The organism is Tenacibaculum sp. Ill, assembly GCF_051938915.1.
GTDB lineage: Bacteria > Bacteroidota > Bacteroidia > Flavobacteriales > Flavobacteriaceae > Polaribacter > Polaribacter larymnensis.
The window spans coordinates 1,652,910-1,679,612 of sequence record NZ_JBPSCW010000002.1 but is presented as its reverse complement, the minus strand read 5'-3'; the positions used below and the strand labels follow the sequence as shown (position 1 = coordinate 1,679,612).

The following is a 26,703-nucleotide window of genomic DNA, read 5'->3' as shown; positions in this document are numbered from 1 at the left end:
CCTTTTGGATAGTTAATAAAACTACCACTTTAACAACAATTAATATTTAATAACGAATGAAAAAATTAGTTCCAGCCTCCTCCTAAGGCTTTATATACTTTTACGTTTGCTAATAATTGATCTCTTTTAGTTTCTATAATTTCAATTTTAGATTCTAATGCTTCTCTTTGCGTTAACAACACTTCTGTATATTCAGCCCTTGCCGATTTAAACAGACGGATTGAAAGGTCTATAGATTCGTTTAACGCTTCTACTTGTTGCTTTTTTAAATCGTAACTGTTTTTTAAGTTATCAATTTTCGAAAGCTCGTTCGCTACTTCTAAATACGCATTTAAAATAGCTCTTTCGTATTCGTAAACAGCTTGTAATTGTTTATTGTTGGCTGTTTTATAAGCTGCTTTTATAGCATTTCTATTGATTAAAGGCCCTACAATATCACCTGCTAAAGAATACACTAACGATTCTGGTGTTGATGTTAAAAACTTAGGTTTAAATGCTTGTAACCCTACTCCTGCTTTTATACCGATTGATGGATAAAAATTAGCTCGTGCTATTTTAGTATTTAATTTGGCTGCTGCTAATTCGTATTCAGCTCTTCTTAAATCGGGTCTGTTTTGTAACAGTTGTGATGGGATTCCTGCTTTTACTCCTTCAATAGGTTTGTCTATAAAATTATCTGAGTTTCTTTCTATAGGTTGTGGGTATCTTCCTACTAAAAAGTTAATTTTATTTTCAGTTTCTACTATCTTTTGTTGAAGTTCATATAGGTGACTTTGGTTTTTAAGTACACTCGCTTCAAACCTACGTACTGCCAATTCAGTTGTTCTTGCAGCTTGTTTTTGAAGCTTCACCATTCGCAATGCATTTTTTTGAATTTCTAAGTTTTGTGAGACCATAGATAATTCATTATCTAATGCTACTAATTCGTAATATGAATTTGCAATTTCTGAAACCAAATTAGTTACCATAAAGTTTTTTCCTTCAACACTAGCTAAGTATTCTAGTACTGCTGCTTTCTTCTCATTTCGTAACTTCTTCCAAACATCTAACTCCCATGAAGCAGAAAGTCCTATTGAAAAATCAGTTAATGGCTCTGGAAATTTTTCATCTTCTCGAATATTTAAATTTTCTTCTACGGCTCCATTTCTAGTATACTTCCCTACCTTTTCTACTTCTGCCCCAGCATACATATTTACAAATGGTAAATACTCACCTTTTTTTGCCTTAATATTATTTTTTGAAATAGCTACTTGTTGTAACATTATGTTCAACTCTTGGTTGTTTGATAAAGCTGTATCTATCAGAGAAATTAAATGTGAATCTGAAAAAAAGTCACGCCATTTAATAGTAGCTGTATTTAATGAATCTACAGGTTGGTTCTTAAAATTCTCTGGTACCGCCTTATTTTCTTCTCTTACTACTTGATTTGATACACAAGAGCACAAAACTAAGAGGGTAAGCACACTTAAAAAGTGTGCTTTTTTTATTACAAATAAACTTCCTTGTTTAGTTTTCATTGTTTTCTCTTTTAATTATTTTCTTTAGAAGCTTTTTAAGCTCTGCTATTTTAGCTTTTGTTTTACTTCCTTCAACTTCATTTATTCTTATAAATTCTTCAGAAACTGGTTCATTAGATTCGTCTTTAATTAAGCTTCTTCCATCACTCATTTTAGCAAATATGTAATAGAGACCTGGTATAATTAAAACTCCGAAAATTGTACCTATTAACATTCCTCCTAAAGCCGAACCACCAATAGTTCTGTTACCAATAGCCCCAGCTCCATGAGCTATAACTAACGGTATTAATCCTGCGATAAACGCAAATGAAGTCATTAAAATTGGTCTGAATCGTTCTTTAGCTCCTTCAATAGCTGCTTCAAAAATTGTAGCTCCCTGACTTCTTTTTAATACAGCAAACTCTACAATTAAAACCGCATTTTTACCTAACAGACCAACTAACATAATAATCCCAATCTGTGCGTATACATCATTCGCTAAGCCCATTAATTTTAATAGTGTAAATGACCCGTACACTCCTACTGGAAGCGAGAATATCACAGCTAATGGCAGTATAAAACTTTCATATTGTGCTGCTAATACAAAATATACAAAGGCCAATACAATGATGAAAATATACACTGATTCATTACCTCTTCTTGCTTCATCGTAGGTAAGTCCTTCCCAAGCTACATCATAACCTCTTGGTAATTCTTTTGCTGCTACTTCTTTAATTGCGTTAATAGCATCTCCACTTGTGTATCCTGGTGCTGGTAACCCTCTAATAGCTGCTGAATTATATAAATTGTATCGTGTTATCTCATTAGGTCCTAGTTTTTTTTCTAAACTCATGAACGCTGAATAAGGCACCATTTCTCCCTCTTCATTTTTAACATATAGTTTTTCTAAGTCTGAAGGAATTCTTCTGTATTCTGGCGCTGCTTGTGTATATACTTTAAAGAATCTACCAAAACGAATAAAACCTTGTTCATAGGTACTACCTATTAAAATGTTTAGGTTTTCCATGGCTTTACCAATGGTCACTCCTTTTTGCATCGCTTTTTTATTGTCGATTTTTAATTCGTACTGCGGATAGTTTGCAGAATAAAAAGTAAATAACCCTGTAAGCTCTTTTCGTTTTGATAACGATTCCATGAATTTGTTATTGATACTTTCAAACTCGTGGTAGTCTGTTGAGTTTGTTTTGTCTAATAAACGCATTGAGAATCCTCCTGAAGAACCGAAACCTGGTACTGCTGGTGGTTCAAAATATTCTATAACTGCTCCTAAGTCTTTAGTTTCTTCTTCTAGTTCTTCCATGATTTCATGAACTGAATGATGACGTTCTGACCATGGTTTCAAGTTAATTAAACAGGTACCTGCGTTTGACCCTCTACCTTCGGTCATAATTTCATATCCTGCTAAAGATGAAACTGACTCTACTCCCTCTGTTTCTTCACAAATTTGTTGTAGTTTTCTTGCTACTTCGTTTGTACGTTCTAAGGTAGCACCTGGTGGTGTTTGAATGATTGCGTAAATCATTCCTTGGTCTTCACTAGGAATAAAACCTGCTGGTAATGTTTTATTGGTAATAAATATTCCTGCACAGAAAGCTAGTAATACTCCAAAGGTTAACATTCTTCGTGCTACGATTCTGTTTAACACTTTTACATATCTTCCCGTAAGCTTTTCAAATCCTTTGTTAAACCAATCAATAAATTTATCTACTATTGATTTTTTTCTTTCTTTTCCGTGGTTGTTCTTCAACATCATTGCACACAATACTGGTGTTAATGTTAATGCTACCACTGCTGAAATAATGATAGATCCCGCCATTGTTATAGAGAACTGTCTGTAGAAAACTCCTACTGGCCCTGTCATAAATGAAATTGGCACAAATACAGAAACCATCACCAATGTAATTGCTAAAATAGCACCACCTATTTCTCCTAATGCTGCTTTAGATGCTTGATAAGGTGTTAGATGTTCTTTCTCCATTTTTAAATGGACTGCTTCTACAACTACAATAGCATCATCTACTACAATACCAATGGCTAGTACTAATGCAAACAGGGTAATTAAGTTGATTGATAGCCCGAAAAGTTGCATTATAAAGAATGCTCCGATTAAGGACACTGGTACTGCTATAATTGGAATTAAGGTTGATCGTAAATCTCCCAAGAATAGGAATACCACAATGGCTACTAAAATAAAGGCATCTCTAAGTGTATGTATTACTTGTTCTATAGAGGCGTCTAAGAAGTTAGAAACGTCATAACTAATTTGAAAATCAATCCCTGGTGGTAGATCTTCTTTTAATTCTTTTAGTTTTTCTTTTACCGATTCTATTACATCACTACCATTACTTCCAAAGGTTTGTTTTAAAACTATAGATGCTGATGGATGCCCATCTAAGTTTGAGTAAATATCGAAGAATTCACTTCCTAATTTTACTTCGGCAACATCTTTTAGCTTTAAAATTTCTCCTTCTTCATTTGCTCGAATAATAATGTCTTTGTACTGATCTGGTTCGTTATACCTGTTTTGATAGGTAAGTACGTATTCTAGTGATTGTGATTTGATTCCTGAACTTCTTCCCAATCTTCCGGGTCTTGCCAAAATACTTTGGTCTTCCATCGCTTCTAAAATTTCTTCCGCAGAAATATTATAGGCTCTCATTCGGTCTGGTTTTAACCAAACTCTCATCGCATATTTTCTACTTCCTAAAATTTTAGCACTGGCAATACCGTTAATACGTTGAATCTCGGGTATCATTTTGGTGTACGCATAGTTGTATAGGAACTTTTCGTCATTATGTTTTTCTTTACTAAAAAGGTTCACATACATTAACATACTTGGTTGTACTGGAGTTATAATTACTCCTTCTCGTTGTACTAATTCAGGTAATAAAGGCATTACTTGATCTACCCTTGTTTTTACCCTAACTACCGCTTGGTTGGGATCTGTACCTGGTTCAAAAATTACACGTAAGGTTCCTTCTCCTGCACTTGTAGCATCAGAAGCGATATAACGCATTCCTTGAACTCCATTGATGGCTGTTTCTAGAGGAATTAGTGTTGAGTTTACCAATACATCTGCACTTGAACCTGGGTAGGCTATAAATATGTTTACCGTGGTTGGTGCAATTTGTGGAAACTGTGATATTGGGAGTTGTTTTATTGATAACAACCCCGTAAAAACAACTATTATCGAAATAACAATTGCTAGTACTGGTCTTTTTATAAATTGACTAAACATGTTTTGTTGAATTTTAGTTTTTGATTACTCTGCATATAAGTCTAAACTAGACATTACTGCATTTGGCTCTTTAAACTCAACATGTATCTTTTGTTGGTCTTTTACCATACGGATTCCTTCTAACAATATTTTATCGTTTTCTGTAAGTCCTTTTTCTACTATAAATAAGTGTGGTAATTCTGCTTCTACAGTAATTTCTCGTTGTTTTACTGTATTATTTTTATCTACTACAAAAACATATTTTTTATCTAATACTTCAAAAGTGGCTTTTTGTGGAATTATTAAGGCTCCTTCGTATGGAACTTCCATTAAAATACTTCCCGTTTCTCCGTGTCTTAAAATTCCATCTGGATTTGGGAAAGTTGCTCTAAAGGCAATATTTCCTGTTTCATTGTTAAACTCTCCCTCAATCGTTTCTACTATTCCTTTTTGATTGAATGGTTTGTTATTTGCCATTAAAAGTGTTACTTCTTTTTTCTTGTCTTTATCTTGACTCATTATGTAGTCTAGATATTCTGTTTCTGGTACATTAAAATATACCCACATTTTACTGTTGTCTGATAGTGTTGTTAGGAGTTCTCCTTCATCTAACAAACTTCCTTTTCTAACATGTAAGTGGTCCATTATACCGTTAAATGGTGCCTTAATGCTTGTAAAACCTAGGTGTGTTTGTGCCAACATTACTTCAGCTTTTGCTTTTTCGTAGTTTGCTTTCGCTAAGGCTAATTCATTTTTAGAAACTACGTTTCCATCTGCTAATAATTCCGTGTTTTTATATTCAATTTCAGCAGCTTTTGCTTCTGCTTTTGCTTTTTGTAAATCTGCTTTATAAACGTTTGCTGATATTTGAAACATGTTTTGTCCTTTTTTTACATGCTGTCCTTCATCAACAAATACTTTCTTTAAATATCCTTTTTCTAGTGCCCTCAATTCTATATGCTGAATGGCATGTATTTGACTTACATAATCTTTAGTTATTGATGTATCTTTTTTAATGGGATTGGTTACAAGGAACTTTGTTTCTGGATGTTTAGATTCCTTTTTTGATTCGCAGCTAATATTAATTAATAGCGCAAATAGGCTCATGAAAATGAAGCTTTTTTTCATTTTTTTGTATGTATTTGTAAAGTTAGAGTAAGTGTGTAACCATTGAAAACCAATGGTTATTCTAAAAATTTAATTAAATTCTTATGCGTGAATAAATAAAATAAGCTAAATGATAGGTTTAGGCATACTTTACCGAAGAGGGTATCAAATTATAAAAACTTGAAATTTTACATGGAGTTTTACTATAGCGCTAAAAGTGTACTCTTTAAAGCGTTGTGCTTTTTCTTTTACTACACAAAACTGGCACTCAAAAAACTGCGCATGTAAGATTGCTGATAAGTAACTTCCGAATTTTGATAAATTTTCATCTACTTCATTTTCGTCTTGGGTTTTGTCTTCAATCTCGCTGATTTCAAAATAATTCTCCCTTTCAGAGTCTTGATGCTGTTTATCAAAAGCTAAGTTAATGGTGTTTTGAGTAATTGATTGTGGCTCTGTTTTTGCGTTTACAGATTTATAAGTAACCACTGAGGTTGTTGTATCAAAAGCCTTTTGGTCTGCATATGATGTAGACCATCCTTTTAATAAAAGTATTAATAAAAATAGATATTTATTAAATGTATTACTCATTTCGACCGGCAAAATTATAGATATATATTCATTTAACAAACAAATCGTATCGTAAAATATTTATAAAACAAAAAAACTCGCCAAATGGCGAGTTTTAATAGTATGTTTTTTTGGGGTATAAAGCTATTCTTTATATACTCCCATATTTTCATATTTCTCCATACGTTGAACTATTAATTCTTTCTCCTTAAGCTTTTTAAGCTCTCCGTATGCTTTTATAATCTGTTCTTTAACAGCTTTAAAAGTTCCTTCACGGTCAGAGTGTGCACCTCCTAATGGTTCTTTGATGATATCATCTACTATTTTTAGTTTCATACCATCTTCTGCTGTTAACTTTAATGCTTCGGCTGCTTTTTCTTTCTCTGACCAGCTACGCCATAATATTGAAGAACAGTTTTCTGGTGAGATAACCGAATACCAAGAGTTTTCTAGCATATATACTCTGTCTCCTACTCCTATTCCTAAAGCTCCTCCTGAAGCTCCTTCTCCTATAATTATGGTAATAATAGGTGTTTTTAAACGCGTCATTTCAAAGATATTACGAGCAATTGCTTCTCCTTGTCCACGTTCTTCAGCTTCTAATCCTGGGTATGCACCTGGAGTATCTACTAAAGTTACTACTGGTAATCCAAATTTTTCAGCCATACGCATTAAACGTAATGCTTTACGATATCCCTCTGGATTCGCCATACCAAAGTTACGGTATTGACGTGTTTTGGTATTATATCCTTTTTGCTGACCTATGAACATAAAAGATTGGTCTCCAATCTTACCTAGTCCACCAATCATTGCTTTATCATCTTTCACACTACGGTCACCGTGTAATTCCATAAAAGAGTCTCCGCAAAGTGCTTTTATATAATCTAAAGTATAAGGACGATTAGGATGACGAGACAACTGTACACGTTGCCATGCCGTTAAATTCTTATATATATCTTTTTTAGCTTTCTCTAATTTTTTTTCAATCTTCTCACATGTAGCTGTTACGTCTACATCACTTTCTTTTCCTATATCAAAACATTTTGCCAACTGATCTTCTAGCTCTTTTATTGGCATTTCAAAATCTAAATATTCCATTGTATTCTTGTATATAGTTTGATTTTCTAATTTACTAGTTAGTTGTTTGTAAAGGCAAACATACTAAAAAATTGTACAGTTTACCTTCATCCTTTTTCTTAAAATACTATTTTTTTATAATTTTCTTTTTTATAGAAGAGGCATTTTTAAGTACTCCGTTCAGTAACACCACTATTAAAACAATACAGGCACCATAATAAAACTCTGGATTCATTTGTTCTTTTTCTCCAAATATTAATAGTGCCAAAATAATGGCATAAATAGGTTCTAAATTAATAGTAAGCATTACTGTATAAGGTGTTAAATACTTCATTACTTGTACTGAAGCAATAAAAGCATATGCTGTACAAATACTACTTAAAATTAATAAATATATCCAATCACTTGCTTGTAATTGGAAAAAATCTACTGAAAATTTTTGCGTAAATAATAAGTAAATAGTTACTCCTAAAACTCCGAATAATAGTTGATAAAATGAAATAGTATTGGCTTCATATTTTTTTATAAACACACCATTTAACACTGAAAATAATGCGGATAGAAAGGCTGAAATTAACGCATAAATAATTCCAAGTGTATACTGACTTTCAAAATTAAATATAATATACAAGCCTACTATTACTAACAGTCCTAAAACTATTTCGATTAATTTTATTCTTCTTTTAAAGAAAAAAGGCTCTATAAATGAAGCGAAAAAGGCTCCAGTACTCATCATAACCAAAGCTACTGATACATTTGATACTTTTATTGCTTTAAAGAATGTTATCCAGTGTACCGCTATAATTATTCCTGAAATAGCAAACTTGGCTAATGCTTTTTTTTCTACTTTAAATGATTTCTTTCTTATTACAAAATAAATAGCAATAAAGCCTACTGCTAATAACATTCTGTACCAAACTAAAGGAACTGCATCAATTGATATTAATGCTCCTAATATTGCTGTAAACCCCCAAATAAAAACGATTAAATGTAAGTGTAGGTAGTTTTTTAATTTATCTCCTTGCATTGAAATATAAATAAATAGCGTATAAACCAAATACTATATTAGGTATCCAAACATTTAACAGGGCATTTGCTCCTGCTACAGCTCCTAATACTTCTGCTACTTTTAAAAAGAAAACATAAATAAACATAACGCTAATACCTATGGCTAAATTAACTCCTATACCTCCTCTACTTTTCCTGTGTGCTAGCCCCACTGCAATTAATGTTAGTATGTAGCTAGCAACTGGTAAACTTGTTCTTTTGTAGAGTTCAACCAAGTATGCGTTTAAGTTTTTTATTCCTCTTTTTCTAGACACTTCAATAAACTTGACCAACTCTGGAGAGTTCATTTCTTGTGCCATAATATTCTTGTAATTAAAATCTTCTGGTGTAAATGTAAATGTGGTATCTAAGCTTCTTCCAGAAAAGATACTATCTCTTTCTTTAAAAATTTTTCGTTCTTTCCAGTTATATAGTTTAAATGTACTATCCTTTTCCTTCCAATTAATATTATCAGCAGTAAGCTTTCTTTTTAGCTTAATACCATCATATAGGTCGATTGAAAAATTAAACCCTGAGTTTCGCTTTAAATCAAAGTTTTGGATATATACATAAGTGCTATCATTAAGCTGTAAGCTAAATTCACGAATAGTAGTGTCTGAATACTTCTTTTTCTTTAGATATTTTTTTTCAAAAGCTTTTCGTGTTTTACTACTTGATGGTACAAAAAAGTGGTTCATTGATAACGCTACTGCACAAACAATAGTTGCTCCTATAAAATATGGATATAAGAATCGTGTAAATGATACTTGAGAACTGTTAATTGCTACAATTTCTGTGTTACTTGCTAGCTTTGAAGTAAATAAAATAACTGCTATAAACAATGCTAATGGCATAAACGTATTAGCATAGTAAATAATGAAGTTTTTATAGTAATCATTAACTATTTCAAACAACGTAAGATTTTCTTCTCGTAAAAATTTATCAACCTTTTCTGCAATATCAATAGCTACTGCAATAGGTATTAAAATAAGTAACGTAAACAAAAAAGTTGTTAAGTAACGTTTTAATATGTACCAATCTAGTATTTTCAAATTACAAACGTTTATCCATTTGTTTTACCATCTTGTCTTTCCATGAAGCAAAATCTCCTGCTATAATGTGTTTACGTGCTTCACGAACTAACCATAAATAAAATCCTAAATTATGAATAGACGCTATTTGTTTACCTAACATCTCTCTTGAAGCAAATAAGTGGCGTAAATAGGCTTTAGAATACATAGTGTCTACCCAAGTAATACCCATTTCATCAATTGGAGAAAAATCTTTTTCCCACTTTTTATTTTTAATATTTATACTACCGTGTGCTGTAAATAACATTCCGTTACGTGCATTACGGGTTGGCATTACGCAATCAAACATATCGACACCTAATGCAATATTTTCCAAAATATTAATAGGTGTACCTACTCCCATTAAATATCTAGGCTTGTCTTCCGGTAATATTGCTGTTACCACTTCAGTCATCGCATACATTTCCTCTGCTGGTTCTCCTACTGACAATCCTCCAATAGCATTTCCTTCAGCTCCTGAATTTGCTATATATTCTGCTGATTGTTTACGTAAGTCTTTGTAAGTACTACCTTGCACAATTGGAAATAAAGATTGGCTATATCCGTATTTTGGAGGGGTATTCTCAAAGTGTTTTATACAACGATCTAACCAGCGATGTGTCATATGCATAGATCGTTTTGCATAATTATAATCACAAGGATATGGTGTACATTCATCAAAAGCCATGATTATATCTGCTCCGATAGTACGCTGTGTTTCCATTACATTTTCTGGTGTAAAGAAATGCGTTGATCCATCTATATGACTTTTAAATTTTACACCTTCTTCATTTATCTTTCTTCTTCCTGATAAAGAGTATACTTGGTAACCTCCACTATCCGTTAAAATATTTCGATCCCAATTCATAAACTTATGCAAACCTCCTGCTGCTTCTAAAGTTTCTAATTTTGGACGTAAGTATAAGTGATATGTGTTTCCTAAGATTATATCAGGATTAATTTCGTCTTTTAATTCTGATTGATGTACTCCTTTAACTGTAGCTACTGTACCTACAGGCATGAATATTGGAGTTTCTATAGTTCCGTGATCGGTTGTAATAACACCTGCTCGTGCTTTACTTTTAGGATCGGTTATTTTTAAGTCAAATTGCATAAGTGGCAAAGATACACATGTAAGTTGAATGTTTAAAAGTAGAAAGTTAAAAGTTTCTTATTACTGTTTTTAATTCTTTCTTCTTCTTCCAAACTTGGATTTAAAATCTGCTTTTTTCTTTGGTTGAGTACTTTTTTGAGGAGAAGTTTTTTGGGTCTTTTTTTCTGCTCCTTCATATGTTTTTGATGAGCTTGCTACTAGTTTATTAATTTCATCCATTTCTTTAGATGATAATTCACGCCACTCTCCTACTTTTAAGTTTCCTAAAGTTACATTCATAATACGTGTGCGCTTTAGTTTTTTTACTTCGTACCCTAAGTATTCACACATACGTCTTATTTGACGATTTAAGCCTTGTACTAAAGTTATTTTAAATACAGTATCATTTACACGTTCTACTTTACATTTCTTTGTTACGGTTCCTAAAATTGGTATTCCGTTACTCATTCTCTTTATAAAGCGTTCATTGATTGGCTTATTAACCGTTACTATGTATTCTTTCTCATGGTTATTTCCTGCGCGTAGAATTTTGTTTACGATATCTCCGTCATTTGTTAAGAATATTAATCCTTCTGAGGGTTTATCTAATCGACCAATAGGAAATAATCGTTGTGGATGCCCTACAAACTTTACTATATTTTTACGCTCTTTACTATCTGTAGTACAAACAATACCTACTGGTTTGTTTAACGCTATATATATGGTTTTTGGTTTTGCTTTTAACGGTTTTCCATCAATTTTAACGACATCGCCTTCATGTACTCTATTGCCTAGTTGTGTGGGTTTTCCGTTTATGGTTACTCTTCCTTCAGTAATAAAGCGTTCTGCTTCACGACGTGAACAAATACCTGTACTACTTATGTACTTATTAAGATTTATTGATGTGTCGTTATTATTTTCCATTACATAGAATCTATGTTATAGCTACACAAACAAATGTAACACATAACTGAGTTTATTTATACTGTATTACTTTTAGATATTAAAAGCTAATCACCTACAAAGAAAAAGAAAATCCTCAAGCTAACACTTGAGGATTTCATAATTTATATGTTTTTCTTCTTAAAACATGATCATTTTTTGTGTACAACGTGCTAAACTTGGTCTTCTTTCATAATCAAACCCTAGTGTTATCATGTGTGTACCATAGTTATATTCTTGTGTCTTATTCATGTTAATACTAAATCCGTACGACAAGTATAGGTTGTTCTTTTTTAAACCAAATAATGGTGCAATAGCGTTTGGTTGAAAAAACTGGTCGTTTAAGAATGTGTAACTTACCCCAGCCCAAACATATCCGTCTCTAATTCCTTTTCTGGCTTTAACGTTCATATCTGTTCTAGATCGTTTATCTGCTTCTCTATACTCTACCAACATTGAAGGTTCTAATTCAAAATTTCTACTTAACCTTGTAAAAGTATAAGAAGTAAAAACTGTATACTTTCTTAATACTTCTGGTTCACCAGTTTGAAAGTCTTCAATTTCTTTATTTAAAATATTTATCGCGTTAAGACTTATACTAAATCGTTCGTAACGATATAATAGACCTACATCAAAATTTGAATTGTTTAATGTTCTATTTGGTACTACTTGTCCTGAATTATTTTCAGAAGTATCAATACCAAACTGAATAAAACTATAGCTTAATGCGAATGATAAAAAGCTATCGTGAAAGTCACTTAATGTTAAGTGACTTGCAAACGATAATTTTGCTCCTTTATGAGTTGTATATCCATTTTTATCATTAAATAAAGTAATACCACCACCAAAAGTGTCTGCTATACGAGCTTCAACTGTTAACGATTGTGTGTCTGGTGCATCTTTAACTCCAATCCACTGGCTTACTCCATTTAACCTAACCTGTAATCCAGTACCAATACCTGCATACGTTGGAGATATTAAAAACGGGTTATCGGCTAAATGACTCACATATTGTGGTAATTCTACTTCTTGTGCAGTAACTTTTACACTACTTAATACTACACATAAAATTAATATTATTTTTTTCATTTTTGTTATTATCTATATAGTGTAAAGTGTCCCATTATTTTCTTCTCTTGACCTGATAACTCTTTAAAGTAAATTGTATACCAATAATCTCCTGATGGTAATGGTGTACCTTCATAAGTACCATCCCATCCTTCTACAGTACCTTTAAAGTCTGCAAGATTACGTGCATATCTATCATAAATAAACACTTTGATATCATGATAATCTTCTACTTCACGAGGATACCAGTAATCATTTATTCCATCTCCATCTGGTGTAAATAAGTTTGGAACAAAAATAGAAATATACTCTCCTCTAACAGTTAATGTAACCTCACAACCTCTAGCATCTCTTACCGTAATGGTATAATCTTTTGTTTGTAAGATTAAGAACTCGTTATCTGGACCAAAATCACCTCCATCTACACTAAACTCGTACGGAGCTAACCCGCCATCAGGATTTGCAATTAATGTATTCTTAACTGAATCATCAATTTCTAAGGTTAATGGTTGATAATCCACTATATCAATTGGACTACTAGTAGAACTTTGAGAACAAGAACTTATTGTGTGTGTAGCTGTAACATAATAACCTGATCCTGCTGGTACATCAATAAACTCTCCTGTAGTATTTGTAGCTATTAGTGTATTTGCACCATCATATAATGTATATGACATGTTATTTCTGTAAACTTCGTCTACTATTGCTAAGATAATATTGCCTGTTGGACAAGTATATTCAAAATCTACTGTTAACTGTAAATCTACTGGTTCTCCTGTAGTTACTCTTATAGGATCAACTACGTTACAACCTGCTTCATCTCTAACTGTGATAAAGTACGATGTACCTCCTTGAATGTTTTCATTTGCTCCTAATACTATTGAGTTGGTAGTGTACTGAGTTGGTAACTCAACATTATTAATACTTACATAATAAGGTTGTGTACCTCCTTGTACATCTAACTCAATTGTTGGTGTAGGATCATCAATACATACTTGTTCTGTTACTCCTACTAGTGTTGCTGTAAACTCATCTGGTTGTGTTACTTCAACTCTTATAGGATCTAAATAACATCCTACAACATCTTTTACAGTAATCCAATACACTCCTGCGCTTAAATTTTCAAATACATTGTTTTTTACAAACTTAGTTTCAGGAAAATCAGGACTACTTGGATCTGAAGCAATATTGAACTCGTAATCTTCATTACCTCCATCTGCATTAACTATTATAGTACCATCGTTACCTCCAAAACACGTAACTGGTGTTGGTGTTACAATTGCTTCTAATACATCTGGTTCAGTTATTGCATACTCTCCTGTTATAGCATAACACTCTACGCCAAACCTATTTGTACTTCTTACATTTATTTTATAAGTACCAACATCTAAACCACTAAATGTGTTTGATGGTTGCCAATTACTTAAAGGCGTGTTGTTTTCATCTAATAATTGATAAGCATTATTAGCAAACCCACCATCTACATTAGCTGATAACACTGCATTACTATCTCCATTACAAGTGATAAATGCAGAGTCTACATTTAAGGTAGCCACTAATGCTTCATAAGCTCCTATTGTTAATGTTGTTGGATCAGAAATACATAATTCACTATCTCTCACAAAGAATTGGTGTGTTCCGGCATCAACATTAAATGTATGGTTAGAACCTGAATTAGCTGGTACAAAAGTAATTCCGTCCATACTATACATATATGGTCCTGTACCTCCTGCTCCTGTAACTTCTACCACTGCTTGAGGGTCGTTACATGTAATATCTACTGTAATTTCTGCTGAAGCAACTACTTCGATAGGGTCAATTATATCAATTGGACCTATTGGACCATCACAAGAATACCCATCTGCTACTTTTACTATATATCCATTACCTGCTGGTAAATTCGTAAAGATTGGTGATGATTGACTTGCACTTTCTGTTCCGTCAGGATATACTAATATATAACTGTATGTTAAATTAGGATCTTGTGTTTGACCTCCAGCTATATTAGTTACTTCAATAGTTGCGGTGTACTCTCCTTCACATAAGTTTGGTGTAACATTAAAGTCTCCTGTAATGGTTGTTCCAGGTTCTAATGTAAAGTTTGTAAATGTTGTACATCCATTAATATCTCTAACCGTAGCAGTATAATCACCTGCTGTTAAACCTGTAATTATTGCATTGCTATTAAATGGCTGAACTACTGTTGAGCCACCTCCAGTGGTGTTTACCAATTCATATTGATAAGCTCCCCAACCTCCACTAGCAGCTAAATTAACAGCTCCTGAGTTTGCTGGTGTACATTTTAAATAGGTTAACTCATGCGCTAATGTTAAATCTGCTGTTGGTTGAGCAATCTCAAAATCAACTGACCTAGGTGTACAGTATGGAGAATATGTCATTCTTATTTGTACATAATACTCTCCTGGAGCAATACCTGAAATAGTAATTGGTGATGCTGCTCCTGCCGCTACATTTCCTGAAACTACAGCTGTACCTCCTCCTACAGGAATTACTTCGTAATTAAAGGCATCTGTATATGATGTAGAAGGGCTAAAATAGAAATCTACACTTCCTGTACCATTGAAACATGCTCTTTGAATATTTGTTAAGAACACATCATACGATGGTACTGGTCCTACTACATAGTATTCTGTTTCAATACAGTTGGTATCTAAGTTCTCTAACTCTACTCTATAGGTACCTGGTGCTAAGAATTGTGTAAAGTCACCATCCGTATTTGTTCTTGTTTCTATAGGTGTAGCTGTTGGTCCTGCTGCATTGTCATACAACCTATACTCAAAATTAGTTAACGAACCTCCTACTACAGTATGAGTAGCAATAATGTCTTCACCGTTGTTACAATCAATTTTTCTTTGAGGATCAACTGTTAGACCAGTTATTTTTACAAACGGATTGATAGTTACATCTTCTGTAGCAAAACAACCTTCGTTTTCGTCATATACGTTAACCGTATATGTTCCTCCTGCTTCATCTGTAGAAGTATAAGTGAAGTTATTTCCGTTATATAAAACATCTCCTGTAGCTGTATCTATAAACTCTACACGTACATAATTTCCTGTACCACCTATAATAGCTGATTTATCTACCACTATGGTTGCACTATTTGTTTCATTACCCACTGTACAATTAAACTGAGTAAATGTAACTGCATTAGTAATATCAATTGCCAAATTTTCATTAATTGTTACATCAGTAGAAGTAATACAACCGTTTGTTCCTTCAGCTGTAATTGTATATGTACCTGCTGGTAAACCAGAGAATACGTTGTTATTAAACGACCATCCTGTTGGCTGAGGATTAATTATATATGTTAACGGTGAAATACCATTATCAGTTGAAGAAACCGTAATTTCTCCTGTTGAACTTCCAGAACAGATATTATTAACCGTAGCTTGTGCTGTAAACACAGGTTCTATTCTAGGGTTGATTATGATTTCTTTCGAAACCTCACATTCTGGTTTTGGCTGAGAATCCATATCACGTACCGTTACCGTATAGGTTTCAGGTGTTGGATTTCCGTTAGGAATTGAAATTGTAAACGGATTACTCGTTACAGGACTACTTAATACCAATGAACCTCCAGAAGAATCAACTACCTCATATTCGTAATTACTTACTCCAGACGTCCAGTTTGTTAAATCAACTGTTACAATACCATTTGGTGTTGGTGTACAGTCTATTTTCTTTGTTTCAACTAACGAGAAGTTAACTTTTGGGTTAATTGTTACATCTATAGGAGCTGTTAAAGCAGTACATCCTTTAGAATCTACAACGTTTACAGTATACGTATCTGCTGGTAAATTGCTAAATGTAAATGACGGTGCATTTATCGTTTGTGTAGCACTATACGAGGCACTAGTAATACTATATACATAGGTATTTGTACCACCCGTAGCGTTTATTGTTATACTACCTCCAACAGAGGTATCACATACATTATCATTTTTATCTACAGAGAATCTTATTGGGTCTGGGTTTATAATAGTAACTGTATCTGACATAGTACAACCGTTACCATCTCTTATTCTAACTCTGTATTGACCTGATGCTAAGTTTGTAAATATATTATTACCTCCATTAGAAGCAAAATCATACCCTCCAATAATAGCACCTGTATTTGTATCTTCTAATTGATATATGTAATTGCCCCAACCTCCACTAGGTGTTGCTGTTATTCTTGCATCCGAACCATTTGTACAGCTTACAACAGGATCTACATTAGCCGTAACATCTAACTGAGTTGGCTCATAAATAGTAAATATTTCAGTAGTAGCCTTACAATTAGGACTAGCGGTCATTGTAATGGTTATGTAATAATTACCTGCTGGTAAATTATGAACAGGTGTAGGCGCATTTACTCCTTGATGTGGAATATTAAGACCTCCTGGATTAGAGCTTAAATCTATAGAGTCTCCTGTATTAGCATCAAATAATTCAAAGTCGTATTGATCTACATAAGCTCCTGTTGGTCTGAAATCTATAAGTACACTTCCATCGTTAGCTTCTTTACATGATTCATTTTGAACATCAGATACTACAATATCATATACAGGTTCTGGTCCAACTTTATAGAATGTTTCTACCATACAGTTTGTTGTTGGGTGTGTAGCAGTAACTGTATAGTCTCCTGTTGCTAATCCTGTAAAGGTAACAGGACTTCCTGCTCCTGTTATTGTTTGATCATATCCTGGACCTACCACTCTATATTCAATACCTACAACATTTGGATTCGCTTCTACAATAATACTTTCTAATGTAGTACAAGTAATAGCATCATCTTGATTGGCAGTTACACCTATCATTGGCTCAAATGGAGGTATAATTACGTCATCAATAGTAGCAAAACATCCTTTATCATCATATACTATAATATCTACAGTTCCACCAGAAGTGTTTGTTGTTGTAAACTCAAAACTGCTTCCTATTTTTGATTCCTGTATTCCTGTATTAGGCGTATAGGTAAATGATACACTCGTATAGTTTCCTGAACCTCCTGAAATATCTCCTGCTCCATTTGGTACGGTAACCGTAGCTACATTTACAGTATTTGTACCTGCGTTACACTTAAATCCATCAACTACAGGGTCTGTTAATGTAATATCTAAATACTCAGTAATTACAATACCTGTTTTAGTTGTTGTACATCCATTAATTGTACTTTCAGCTGTTACTGTGTAAGTACCTGGAGCTAATCCTGTGAATACTGAATCTCCCGTAAATGTATCAGTATAACCACTTGGTCCATTAATTGTATATATTAATGGTATAATACCATTATCAACCGCAGTTACTCTGATACTTCCTGAATTATCACCCGCACACACACTATTTTCTACTTCATATGAGAAGTCTGGCTGAACAGCTGCTGCTACAGGAATTTGTTTTGTTTCCGAACATCCTGATGTTACATCTGTTACCGTTACTTCGTAAGTATCGACTGTTGTTACTGTAATATTCTGAGAATCATCTGCTCCAGTTATTGATCCATTATTAGGTGACGCTGTACCTGCTGGTGTAACAGTGTATGTAAAGTTTCCTGATGTACCTAAGTTAGCTCCTGAAGTTATTTCTATACCTAGAATAGCTTCCCCTGGTGCACAATTTAAATTTTGAACTGTGGTTAAGTCAAACTCTAATGCTGGATACGTAACTGCTGTACCTCCTGTTATGGTATTTTCACAACCATTCGCATCTCTTACCACTACAGTATGGCTTCCGTCAGCTAAACCAGTAAAGGTATGAGAACCTGAAGTTTGTGCTGTAAAAGCACCGCTGTTAATACTATATTGGTATGGAGCTAAACCTCCTGTTGCTGAAACTGTGATAGATTTTAAAGGATCACAGTTTGCTGTGCTATCTACAGTTAGCGTTGGTAATTGAGCTACATTTAATGTTACTGTACCTAAACTAGCTGTACAAGCATTAGGATTGTTACTATCAGCTACCGTTACCGTTACATCAACAGTAGTTAATGTTGTTGGTGCTGTTACTGATATTTCATTTCCTACTACAGTTGTTACTGCAGATCCATCTGATGTTGTAGCTGTATATGTATAAGGACCAAAACCACCTACTACATTTTCTACCCTTATTTTTCCTGGAACACTACAAGTAATGTCGTTTAACTTTGTTAAATCTCCTGTAATTTCTGTACCTTCAATAATCTCAACATCTTGAGCACCAAATTCACAAACCACACCTCCTGTGTTTGATAAAATAATATAATAGGTTCCTGGTGCTAGATTAGTTACCGTGATAGGATCAAAACCTGTTTGTGCCACATCTGTATATGCAGGTACAGCTGTACCTGTATTAGTTGCTGGGTCTCTTTCATACAGCGTCCAAGTAAAATCATTTGTTAAATCTCCACTTTTATTATCTATTAAAAATGTTATTTGTCCTGAATTTGCTCCAAAACACGCTTGACTGTTAACAGTTGATGTAATTGGTACTGAAGGAGTAAAATCAATATAAAGATCGTCACTATTTTGTTCAATACAGTCATCTGATGGATCAGCTGTCCCTTTTGTATCTCTAACAAAAAATTCATACGTTAATCCTGGTGTTAAACCTGTAAAAGTATATGTTCTGTCTGGATCACCAAGTGTTCCATTATTAAGTGCATCAGGTCCAACCCAACCTGAAGGAGAGTTAATAGCAAATTCAAATTCACTAGTTGGGCTACCTCCTAATGCTTCTACAGTTACTGAAAAACCAACTGAACAGTTACTTGGGTTTGCTATAGGGTCTACAATTAAACCTGTAACATTATATGGTATTTCATATGGTCCGTAAGACTCTAAACATAATTGATTACCAGAACTGTCAACTGTTTGTAATACAGGGTGTACTATATCTCCTGAATTTAAACCTCTTATTTGACCATCTGTAAAATTAGTCCATGTGACACCATTATCTGTACTATATTGTAAAATATTAGGTAAATAAGTTGCAGGATCTATATTAATAAAATTAAATCCTGTCTGAGATGCATCAACAATACAACCTGGTGGTAAAACATCTTCAATATCCATTACAATTGCAGGAGGATTTGTTAACGTAAAGTCAAACGTATCTTCACAACCTAAAGCATCTGTAATTTTGATTTCATAAGTATCTACAGGTAAGTTATTAAAGCTAAAACTAGTACCTGTAAAATTATCTAATCTACCTACTTCAGCATTTGAATTATCTTCAATAATAATGGTGTAAGGTGCTTGTCCTGTACTGGCTACTATTTGTCCATCAACACTACCTGTATCACCGTTACAAGTTGGTTGGTTAGGTGTTGCAGTAATATCTACAGGTGTAGTTGTACCAATTATAACATCTTCAATAATATAAGAACAACCTGAGCCATCTCGTACATATACATCATAAGTACCTGGAGCTAACCCTGTAATAAGATTTGTTCCACTATAATCTCCTGTTGCTGGTGCATTTGCAGGATCGGCAGGTGTAGCTGTACTTGTTACTGCTGCAAATTCATGCGCCCCATCACCTCCTGTTGCAGTTACTGAAATTTCTCCTGTAGGATTTGTTGGAGGATTACAACTAGCATTGGTAGGTGTTGCTGTTGCGTAAAGTAGGTTGTTGATTACAACCGTAGCATCTTCAGAACATCCTTTTCCATCTTTCACTGTAACAGTATAACTTTCTGAAGATAAACCTGAAATTGTAAACGGATCTGAAGTTATAGGAATAAAGTTGCTACTTCCATTTAAACTATACGAATAGTCACCATTACCGGTAATATTACTGATTTCTATCTGTCCGTTAGTTCCATCAAAACATAATGCTGCTGCATCAAAAGTTACAGATTCTGCTGGTGCTACAGTAACTGTTTCAGATATTGTACAACCATTAGTTTGGTCTGTAGCTACTACAACATAGTCACCTGATGCTACATCTGTAAATTCTGTAGTTGTGGTAGTTCCTGTTGGTGTCATTGGCGCTATAAATAACTCATAACTATATGTTACACCTCCATAACCTCCTGTTACACTAGGAGTAATAGTAGCTCCCGTAGGTATACTACAGGTAACTTCTTTTGTTATTGGTAATGCTAATACCATTGGCGCTGGATCTACCAATGTTTCTTGTAATGTAACCGTACAAGTTGCTGGTGATGCACTATTAGGGCGAACTTCAATCGTATTTACTCCTACTGGTAAACCAGTTATTGTATGCGGATTATTTCCTGATGTACTTACCCAACCTGCACCATTTGCATTGTATTCAAAGTCAGCTGTTGGTGTACCTGATGGGAAATATGCTTCAACAGTAATTGTACCATCATCACTTCCAATACATGTTTTAGAGCTACCTGTAATAGCAGCTGTAAACTCTTGGTTGGCTTCTACATTTACTATAACATCTGTCGTACAATTACTTCCATAATCAACAGTAATAGTATAAGCTCCTGCAGATAAGTTTGGAAATACTCCTGTTAAGTTTGAAGTCCCTCCTAATGTATATGTATAACTACCCGCAGGTGTACCTGTTACAGTTATATTTCCTGTTCCATCACAGTTATAATCTACTGTACTATTCAATGTTGGTTCAGTAGGTAAATCTGCAATAGTTACATTATTTAATACTAATTCACAACCATTAGCATCTACTACTTTTGTATTATACACACCTGCGTCTAAATTAGTTACTGTAGTACTACCTGCTTGTGTATAATCGGTATCTGTTGTTAATTTATAGAAATACAAATAATCTGTTGTACCTCCTGTTGGTACTTGAAACGTAATTGTTCCTAAAATTGTTCCTGAAGGACTACACATTAAATCAGTTGCTGTTGTAGGTCCTCCGCTAACTAATGCATCTGGAGCTTGTATTGTTCTTGTTTCTGATGCAGTTGGACAATTATTACCATCTATAACTTGAATTTCATAACTTCCTGCTGTTAGACCAGAAAAAGAATAATTTAATCCACTTCCTGTTTGAACTGGTGTAGAAGTTGGTCCTCCTGTTACTGCTACAGTGTATGGTGCTGTACCATTTTCAACTACGACATTAATTGTTCCTGTTCCTCCATTACAATCAGGTTGTACAAGTGTTGTTGTATGTGTAGGATTCACTATTTGATTTACTGTTACTGTATCTGTAAATTCACAATAGTCTGTTCCTCCATTTTTATCTCTTACATATACAATATAAGTTCCTGCTGGTACATTTATAGCACTAGATGTGTATGTAGTTTGAGTACCTCCTGCATCTTCAACAACAAATTGATAATTTCCATCTCCTCCATTTGGAGTTATCTGTATTTGACCTGGATTACAAGTTGCACTCACTGGTACTATCGTTGCTCTAACTTGTGGAAGAATTGTTGCAGATTCTGTTACCTGACAACCTTTTCCATCTCTTACAATAACATCGTATGTTCCATCTGTTAAATTATTAAACACATTAGAGTTTTGCCAACCTGTAACACCATCAATCATATATGAATAGTCTCCATTTCCTGTACCTATATTTACAGTTAATGTTCCGTTACTTCCATCATAACATTGCACTGGTGTAACAGTAAAATCCAAATCTTCTTTTGGGTTAACTACAATAGGGAAAGGTGTAGATGTACAACCATCTTTGTCTGTTGCAATCACGTTATAAGAACCTTCTGGTACATTTGCAAATGCAACAGGGGTTCCAGAGCTATTTAATAATTCGTATGTATATGGTGCTCCATTACCTCCATCTGTATTAGTAACTGTAATAGTAGCTCCTGTATTTGGCACACAAGTTATTTCTTTTGTTACCTGAGCAGCAACTGTAACTACACTTGGTTGAGTTAAAACTACATTATCTGGTATATCTACTTGACAATCTCCTTCAGAGTTTACATTTGAACGTACACTAATTGAATATGTTCCACTTGTTAAACCTGTTATTGTATGTGGACTTGTTGTTAATGCTGTACTCCATGCCCCTCCGTTTAACGAATATTGGTAAGAAGTTCCGTAGTTTTCAGCATTAATAGTAATTGTACCATCACTTCCACCGTTACATGTTATATTTTCCCAAGAGTCTATATTAGCTGTAAATGCTTGGTTCTGCTCTATAACAAAATTAACTAATGTACTACAGTCTTGTCCTTTATAATACACTAAAATATTATGAGGTCCTGGATCTAAATTAGGAAAGTTATTAATATTCGTTGTTGCTCCTCCATCTAATGAATATTCAAAATTATTTTTTATTTCTGAAGGTGGTCCTAATACTACATTTCCTGTACCATCACAGTTATAAGTTATATCTGGTACTAATTGTGGTGCGTTTGGAGAATCAAAAATTTCAATATCTCCTGGTATTACATATACACATCCATTTTCATCTCTTATATAAAAACGATAGGTCCCTGGAGTTAAACTATTAAATACTGCTTCTGCCGACCCGTTATCATCAAAAGAATAATAATTAATAGAAGTTACATTTCCTGTACTAGTATCTACAACACCTATACCATATTCATATGATCCAGTACCTCCTTGTTCATTAAAGAATCTTACTTTACCTCCTGCTCCACAGTTGTAATCTCTTTCTTTAACTACTTCTGCACTAAGTGCTGGTGGTTCTGTAATTGTAGCACTTACTTGATAAGTACATTGATACGTATTTTTTGAAGCTCTAATATCAATAGTATAAGAACCTACTGATAAACCTGAGAATACACCTGTATTATTCGTTGTAGAAAAACCATCTCTACTATACTCTAAAGTATAACCTGTAGCATCTCCTCCTGTTAAGTTTACTTGTATCGTACCATCATTACCTCCATTACATGCAATATTTGTTGGTGTTGCTGTAAACTGTAACGCTGGTTCAACCACAACAGTAGCCTCCGCTGTTGCGCTACAATTGTTATTGTCTCTTACTTCAAACACATATGTACCTTCACTTCCCATTGGAACTTCGTACGTTGTATCAGTAAAATACACTTTATCAGCATCTGCTACTGGAGTTCCATTTACAGAAATTACAGCATATTCGTATGGTGAAGTCCCCTCACTTGGCGTTAATGTTATAATTCCTGGAGAGCTTCCATTTTCACAAGTAATATTTTTTGTGGTAATTGCTGACATTGTAATTGGCTCAGGTAAGGTTATTACTCTTGTTTCATTAGCCGAACAACCACCTTCTGTAGTTACGAAAACCTGATATGTACCACTCTCAGTTATAGTATATCTTTGGTCATTACTATCAATAAAGCCATTAGACCCTGCCATATATACATTATCTTTTCTTATCTCATAAGAATATCTACCTGGTACATTTCCTATTTGTACTGTAAGCTCTGATGCTCCTCCACATGTATCAATATTTGTAAGTACATTTAAATCAATATCTAGACTTTGTATATTTACACTATCTGTAACATAGTTACAAGATCCGTTAGAACCAATTTGACGAATTGTTACAGTATAATCTCCTGGATTAGTTATAGAGAAAGTATTACTTATTTGAAAAGCAGTCGTTGTACCATTGCCAGATAAACTATACTCATACCCATCAGGTACTCCATTAACTACAATACTTCCGTTTGTACCACATAAAATATCTGTTGGTACAAGAGTAGGTGTTAGTGAATTTCTAAATACATTAAAATAATATGTTCTCGGACATGTACCATCGTATAAAACTTCTAATTTATAAGCTCCTGTTTCACCAAAAGATTGAGTTAAATCTGTACCTAGCGGAGTCCAAGAGCATCCAGTAGATGTGGGTGCACAATCTTCTGTTTCAAAGTTATATCCACAACCACCATCTCCATTTAGTTTAAACCATTCTACAATTGTATTAGACCCTGCAAAAGGTAAAGTAATGTCTCTGGTTTCTGTTGTGTTTCCACATAAATAAATTTCAGCTAACTCTGTAGTGTTACTAGTACAAGAAGTATTGAATCTATCTGCAAAAGGTGGTGCCAATGGATTAGATACATCTGCAAAACTTATTACTTCAACAATTTCAGGTTTTGTAATACAACCTAAGGTTGTTGTTTTTGTAACAGTATATACTCCTGCACTACTTACTGTAATACTCTGAGTATCATCTATAAACTGACCATTTTCATCTTCCCAACTATAGGTATCAAAACCGTCACCCGCAGTTAACTCAATACTTCCACCACAAAGCACCTCTTTTCTCCTAAACTTACAATCATCTATATTAACTAAGAAATTTGAAGAACCTACAATACCAAAGTCACAACTATCAAAACCAGAATAACTAGGCTCGTTATCTACTACAACTCCACCATTCACTCCTTCATACCTTGCAAAAGCCTGATTTTGAATCTCGTTAGAACAAACATCTCTTAACTCATTACAATCATTAACTACTTGTACATGTAAACGAATATTATACTCTGCTCCATTCTCTCTTACCATATCATCCGGTACAGAAAACTCAACCTGCGCTCTAAAACCGTTATCTGCAGAGGGAGCTTCATAGCCTACTATTGTTACTCCAGCTGGTAAATCAATATCAAAACGCACACCATTATACACAGTTCCTCCTGTAGACGTTTCTAATAAATCTACATTTTTAGGTAACCTATCCGTTATAATTGTATTTGTAGCATCATCTGTACCTACATTTTGAAAACTTATATTATAAAATAATTCGCTTCCTAAACTTACTGCTTCTCCCTGCACATCTTTTCCTGTGCCATCTAAAACAGATTTTACCATTTGTAGCTCTGGCTCAATAATTTCAACCGTCATTGCATTTAAGAAAGGGAAATATGCATCTTGTGCTGTAGTGAACTTTACATCAATAGATGTTTGTCCATTTTCTATTACAGAGTTTCCGGGATTACTAAGGTTAAATAAGTCTATATCAAAACCTAACGTATTGGTACTTCTAGGAGCTCTATCATTAACAAAATTATTAAACTTCGTTATAGAACTATTAAAAAAGTTATTGGCTTGGTTATTATTCCCTGTCGTTATGCTCTGATAGTTATTTGACTGATTTAATATTTGAAAACTATCTCCTTCATAAGGTTTATCTCCTTCTAAAGCTGCTGTAAGTAATTGAACTCTAACAGGACCTGAAGGAATTGTTTTAAAGCCAGAGAATGTTACATCTGTATCCACATCTCCATTAATAGTAGAAAAACCATCAAATAATGAAATGTTTTTACTTGATTCGGTTTCATTTTCATAAATAACTACCATCACCCAGCCTGCTGAAGACCCAAGTCTCTGTCCCTCAGAATCTCTACCTATAGTTGCTTTTATATTGGCTCCAAAATAATCTCCATTAGGGTCTCCTAAAGTCTGTATTAGCGATGTTACATCACTATAACATACATACGGTAATTGAGTAGCCTCACCATCATCGTAAATTACAGTTCCTGTAATATCTTGATATGCTTGTCCAGGTATTTTAAACTTCATGGTATTGAAGTCATTATCTCTAGTATTTATCCCTTTTTTTTCATCTTTCCAATTCTCATATGGATAAATCGAAGCCCAGTATAAACCTGCATATACAACTCTTGAACAACTTGGTAAATTAAGAGTTGACATACTTGATGAAAAAGTAGTATTATTACCAGGTATCCCCAGAACATCATCAATATCTATATAGCCTAACTCAAAATCAGTATTAGCACTTGTTCCATAGTTAAAATCATCATCAGGTCCTATAAAACTATAATCATCATCATCTATACTTAAAATATTATTACCAACATATGTTATGTTACCTTTAACATTAATACCACCAGGGCCTAATCTATTATTAAAAGGGGTATCTAATAACTTATTAGCTGTAGATTTCTCCTGATTTTTTGATAGTTTTTGTGCTGCTTGCTTTAGTTCTTTAGACACTCTTGAATCTTCAAACAAACTAGATTTTTCCTGCGAAAAACTAAAAAAGGTTTGTAATACAAGTATTAGTAAAGTAATTATTCTTTTCATAATTTCAATTGGGGGAATTAATTAATCAAGTTCTTAA

The 26,703-nt window shown here is 33.8% G+C and carries 11 protein-coding genes; all 11 read right to left on the bottom strand.

The window, feature by feature from the left end:
* Positions 1 to 65: 65 nt before the first annotated feature.
* Positions 66 to 1,517, bottom strand: a complete 1,452-nt coding sequence (locus ACTPNM_RS07910; protein ID WP_440121269.1) for a TolC family protein — start codon at positions 1,515 to 1,517, stop codon at positions 66 to 68.
* Positions 1,507 to 4,755, bottom strand: coding sequence for an efflux RND transporter permease subunit (locus ACTPNM_RS07905; protein WP_440121268.1), 3,249 nt, complete (start codon positions 4,753 to 4,755; stop codon positions 1,507 to 1,509). The genes ACTPNM_RS07910 and ACTPNM_RS07905 overlap by 11 nt, the downstream gene beginning before the upstream one ends.
* Positions 4,756 to 4,779: 24 nt before the next feature.
* Positions 4,780 to 5,862: an efflux RND transporter periplasmic adaptor subunit gene (locus ACTPNM_RS07900; RefSeq protein ID WP_440121267.1), complete on the bottom strand. Its 1,083-nt coding sequence runs from the start codon at positions 5,860 to 5,862 to the stop codon at positions 4,780 to 4,782.
* A gap of 144 nt (positions 5,863 to 6,006) precedes the next feature.
* Complete coding sequence (locus ACTPNM_RS07895; protein WP_440121266.1) at positions 6,007 to 6,444, bottom strand: hypothetical protein; 438 nt, start codon at positions 6,442 to 6,444, stop codon at positions 6,007 to 6,009.
* A 111-nt stretch (positions 6,445 to 6,555) separates the two neighbouring features.
* Positions 6,556 to 7,509 (bottom strand): acetyl-CoA carboxylase carboxyltransferase subunit alpha, encoded by a 954-nt coding sequence (locus ACTPNM_RS07890; RefSeq protein ID WP_440121265.1) that lies wholly within the window; start codon positions 7,507 to 7,509, stop codon positions 6,556 to 6,558.
* Positions 7,510 to 7,615: 106 nt separating this feature from the next.
* A complete protein-coding gene (locus tag ACTPNM_RS07885; RefSeq protein WP_440121264.1) occupies positions 7,616 to 8,515 on the bottom strand; it encodes a DMT family transporter in 900 nt (299 codons plus the stop codon).
* Positions 8,502 to 9,587 (bottom strand): LptF/LptG family permease, encoded by a 1,086-nt coding sequence (locus tag ACTPNM_RS07880; protein WP_274641233.1) that lies wholly within the window; start codon positions 9,585 to 9,587, stop codon positions 8,502 to 8,504. Before ACTPNM_RS07880 ends, ACTPNM_RS07885 begins: the two co-directional genes overlap by 14 nt.
* A 1-nt stretch (position 9,588) precedes the next feature.
* Positions 9,589 to 10,719 (bottom strand): tRNA guanosine(34) transglycosylase Tgt, encoded by a 1,131-nt coding sequence (gene tgt, locus ACTPNM_RS07875; RefSeq protein ID WP_440121263.1) that lies wholly within the window; start codon positions 10,717 to 10,719, stop codon positions 9,589 to 9,591.
* 69 nt (positions 10,720 to 10,788) lie between these two features.
* Positions 10,789 to 11,622 (bottom strand): 23S rRNA pseudouridine(2604) synthase RluF, encoded by an 834-nt coding sequence (gene rluF / locus ACTPNM_RS07870; RefSeq protein ID WP_440121262.1) that lies wholly within the window; start codon positions 11,620 to 11,622, stop codon positions 10,789 to 10,791.
* A 159-nt stretch (positions 11,623 to 11,781) separates the two neighbouring features.
* Positions 11,782 to 12,729 (bottom strand): PorP/SprF family type IX secretion system membrane protein, encoded by a 948-nt coding sequence (locus ACTPNM_RS07865; protein WP_440121261.1) that lies wholly within the window; start codon positions 12,727 to 12,729, stop codon positions 11,782 to 11,784.
* An 8-nt stretch (positions 12,730 to 12,737) separates the two neighbouring features.
* Positions 12,738 to 26,666: a T9SS type B sorting domain-containing protein gene (locus tag ACTPNM_RS07860; protein ID WP_440121260.1), complete on the bottom strand. Its 13,929-nt coding sequence runs from the start codon at positions 26,664 to 26,666 to the stop codon at positions 12,738 to 12,740.
* Positions 26,667 to 26,703 lie beyond the last annotated feature (37 nt).

What these genes read in the sequence shown, in the direction of transcription:
- ACTPNM_RS07885 (WP_440121264.1), bottom strand. Translation starts at nt 8,515, where the DNA reads ATGCAAGGAGATAAATTAAAAAACTACCTACACTTACATTTAATCGTT.
- ACTPNM_RS07900 (WP_440121267.1), bottom strand. Translation starts at nt 5,862, where the DNA reads ATGAAAAAAAGCTTCATTTTCATGAGCCTATTTGCGCTATTAATTAAT.
- ACTPNM_RS07890 (WP_440121265.1), bottom strand. Translation starts at nt 7,509, where the DNA reads ATGGAATATTTAGATTTTGAAATGCCAATAAAAGAGCTAGAAGATCAG.
- ACTPNM_RS07860 (WP_440121260.1), bottom strand. Translation starts at nt 26,666, where the DNA reads ATGAAAAGAATAATTACTTTACTAATACTTGTATTACAAACCTTTTTT.
- rluF (WP_440121262.1), bottom strand. Translation starts at nt 11,622, where the DNA reads ATGGAAAATAATAACGACACATCAATAAATCTTAATAAGTACATAAGT.
- tgt (WP_440121263.1), bottom strand. Translation starts at nt 10,719, where the DNA reads ATGCAATTTGACTTAAAAATAACCGATCCTAAAAGTAAAGCACGAGCA.
- ACTPNM_RS07910 (WP_440121269.1), bottom strand. Translation starts at nt 1,517, where the DNA reads ATGAAAACTAAACAAGGAAGTTTATTTGTAATAAAAAAAGCACACTTT.
- ACTPNM_RS07905 (WP_440121268.1), bottom strand. Translation starts at nt 4,755, where the DNA reads ATGTTTAGTCAATTTATAAAAAGACCAGTACTAGCAATTGTTATTTCG.
- ACTPNM_RS07865 (WP_440121261.1), bottom strand. Translation starts at nt 12,729, where the DNA reads ATGAAAAAAATAATATTAATTTTATGTGTAGTATTAAGTAGTGTAAAA.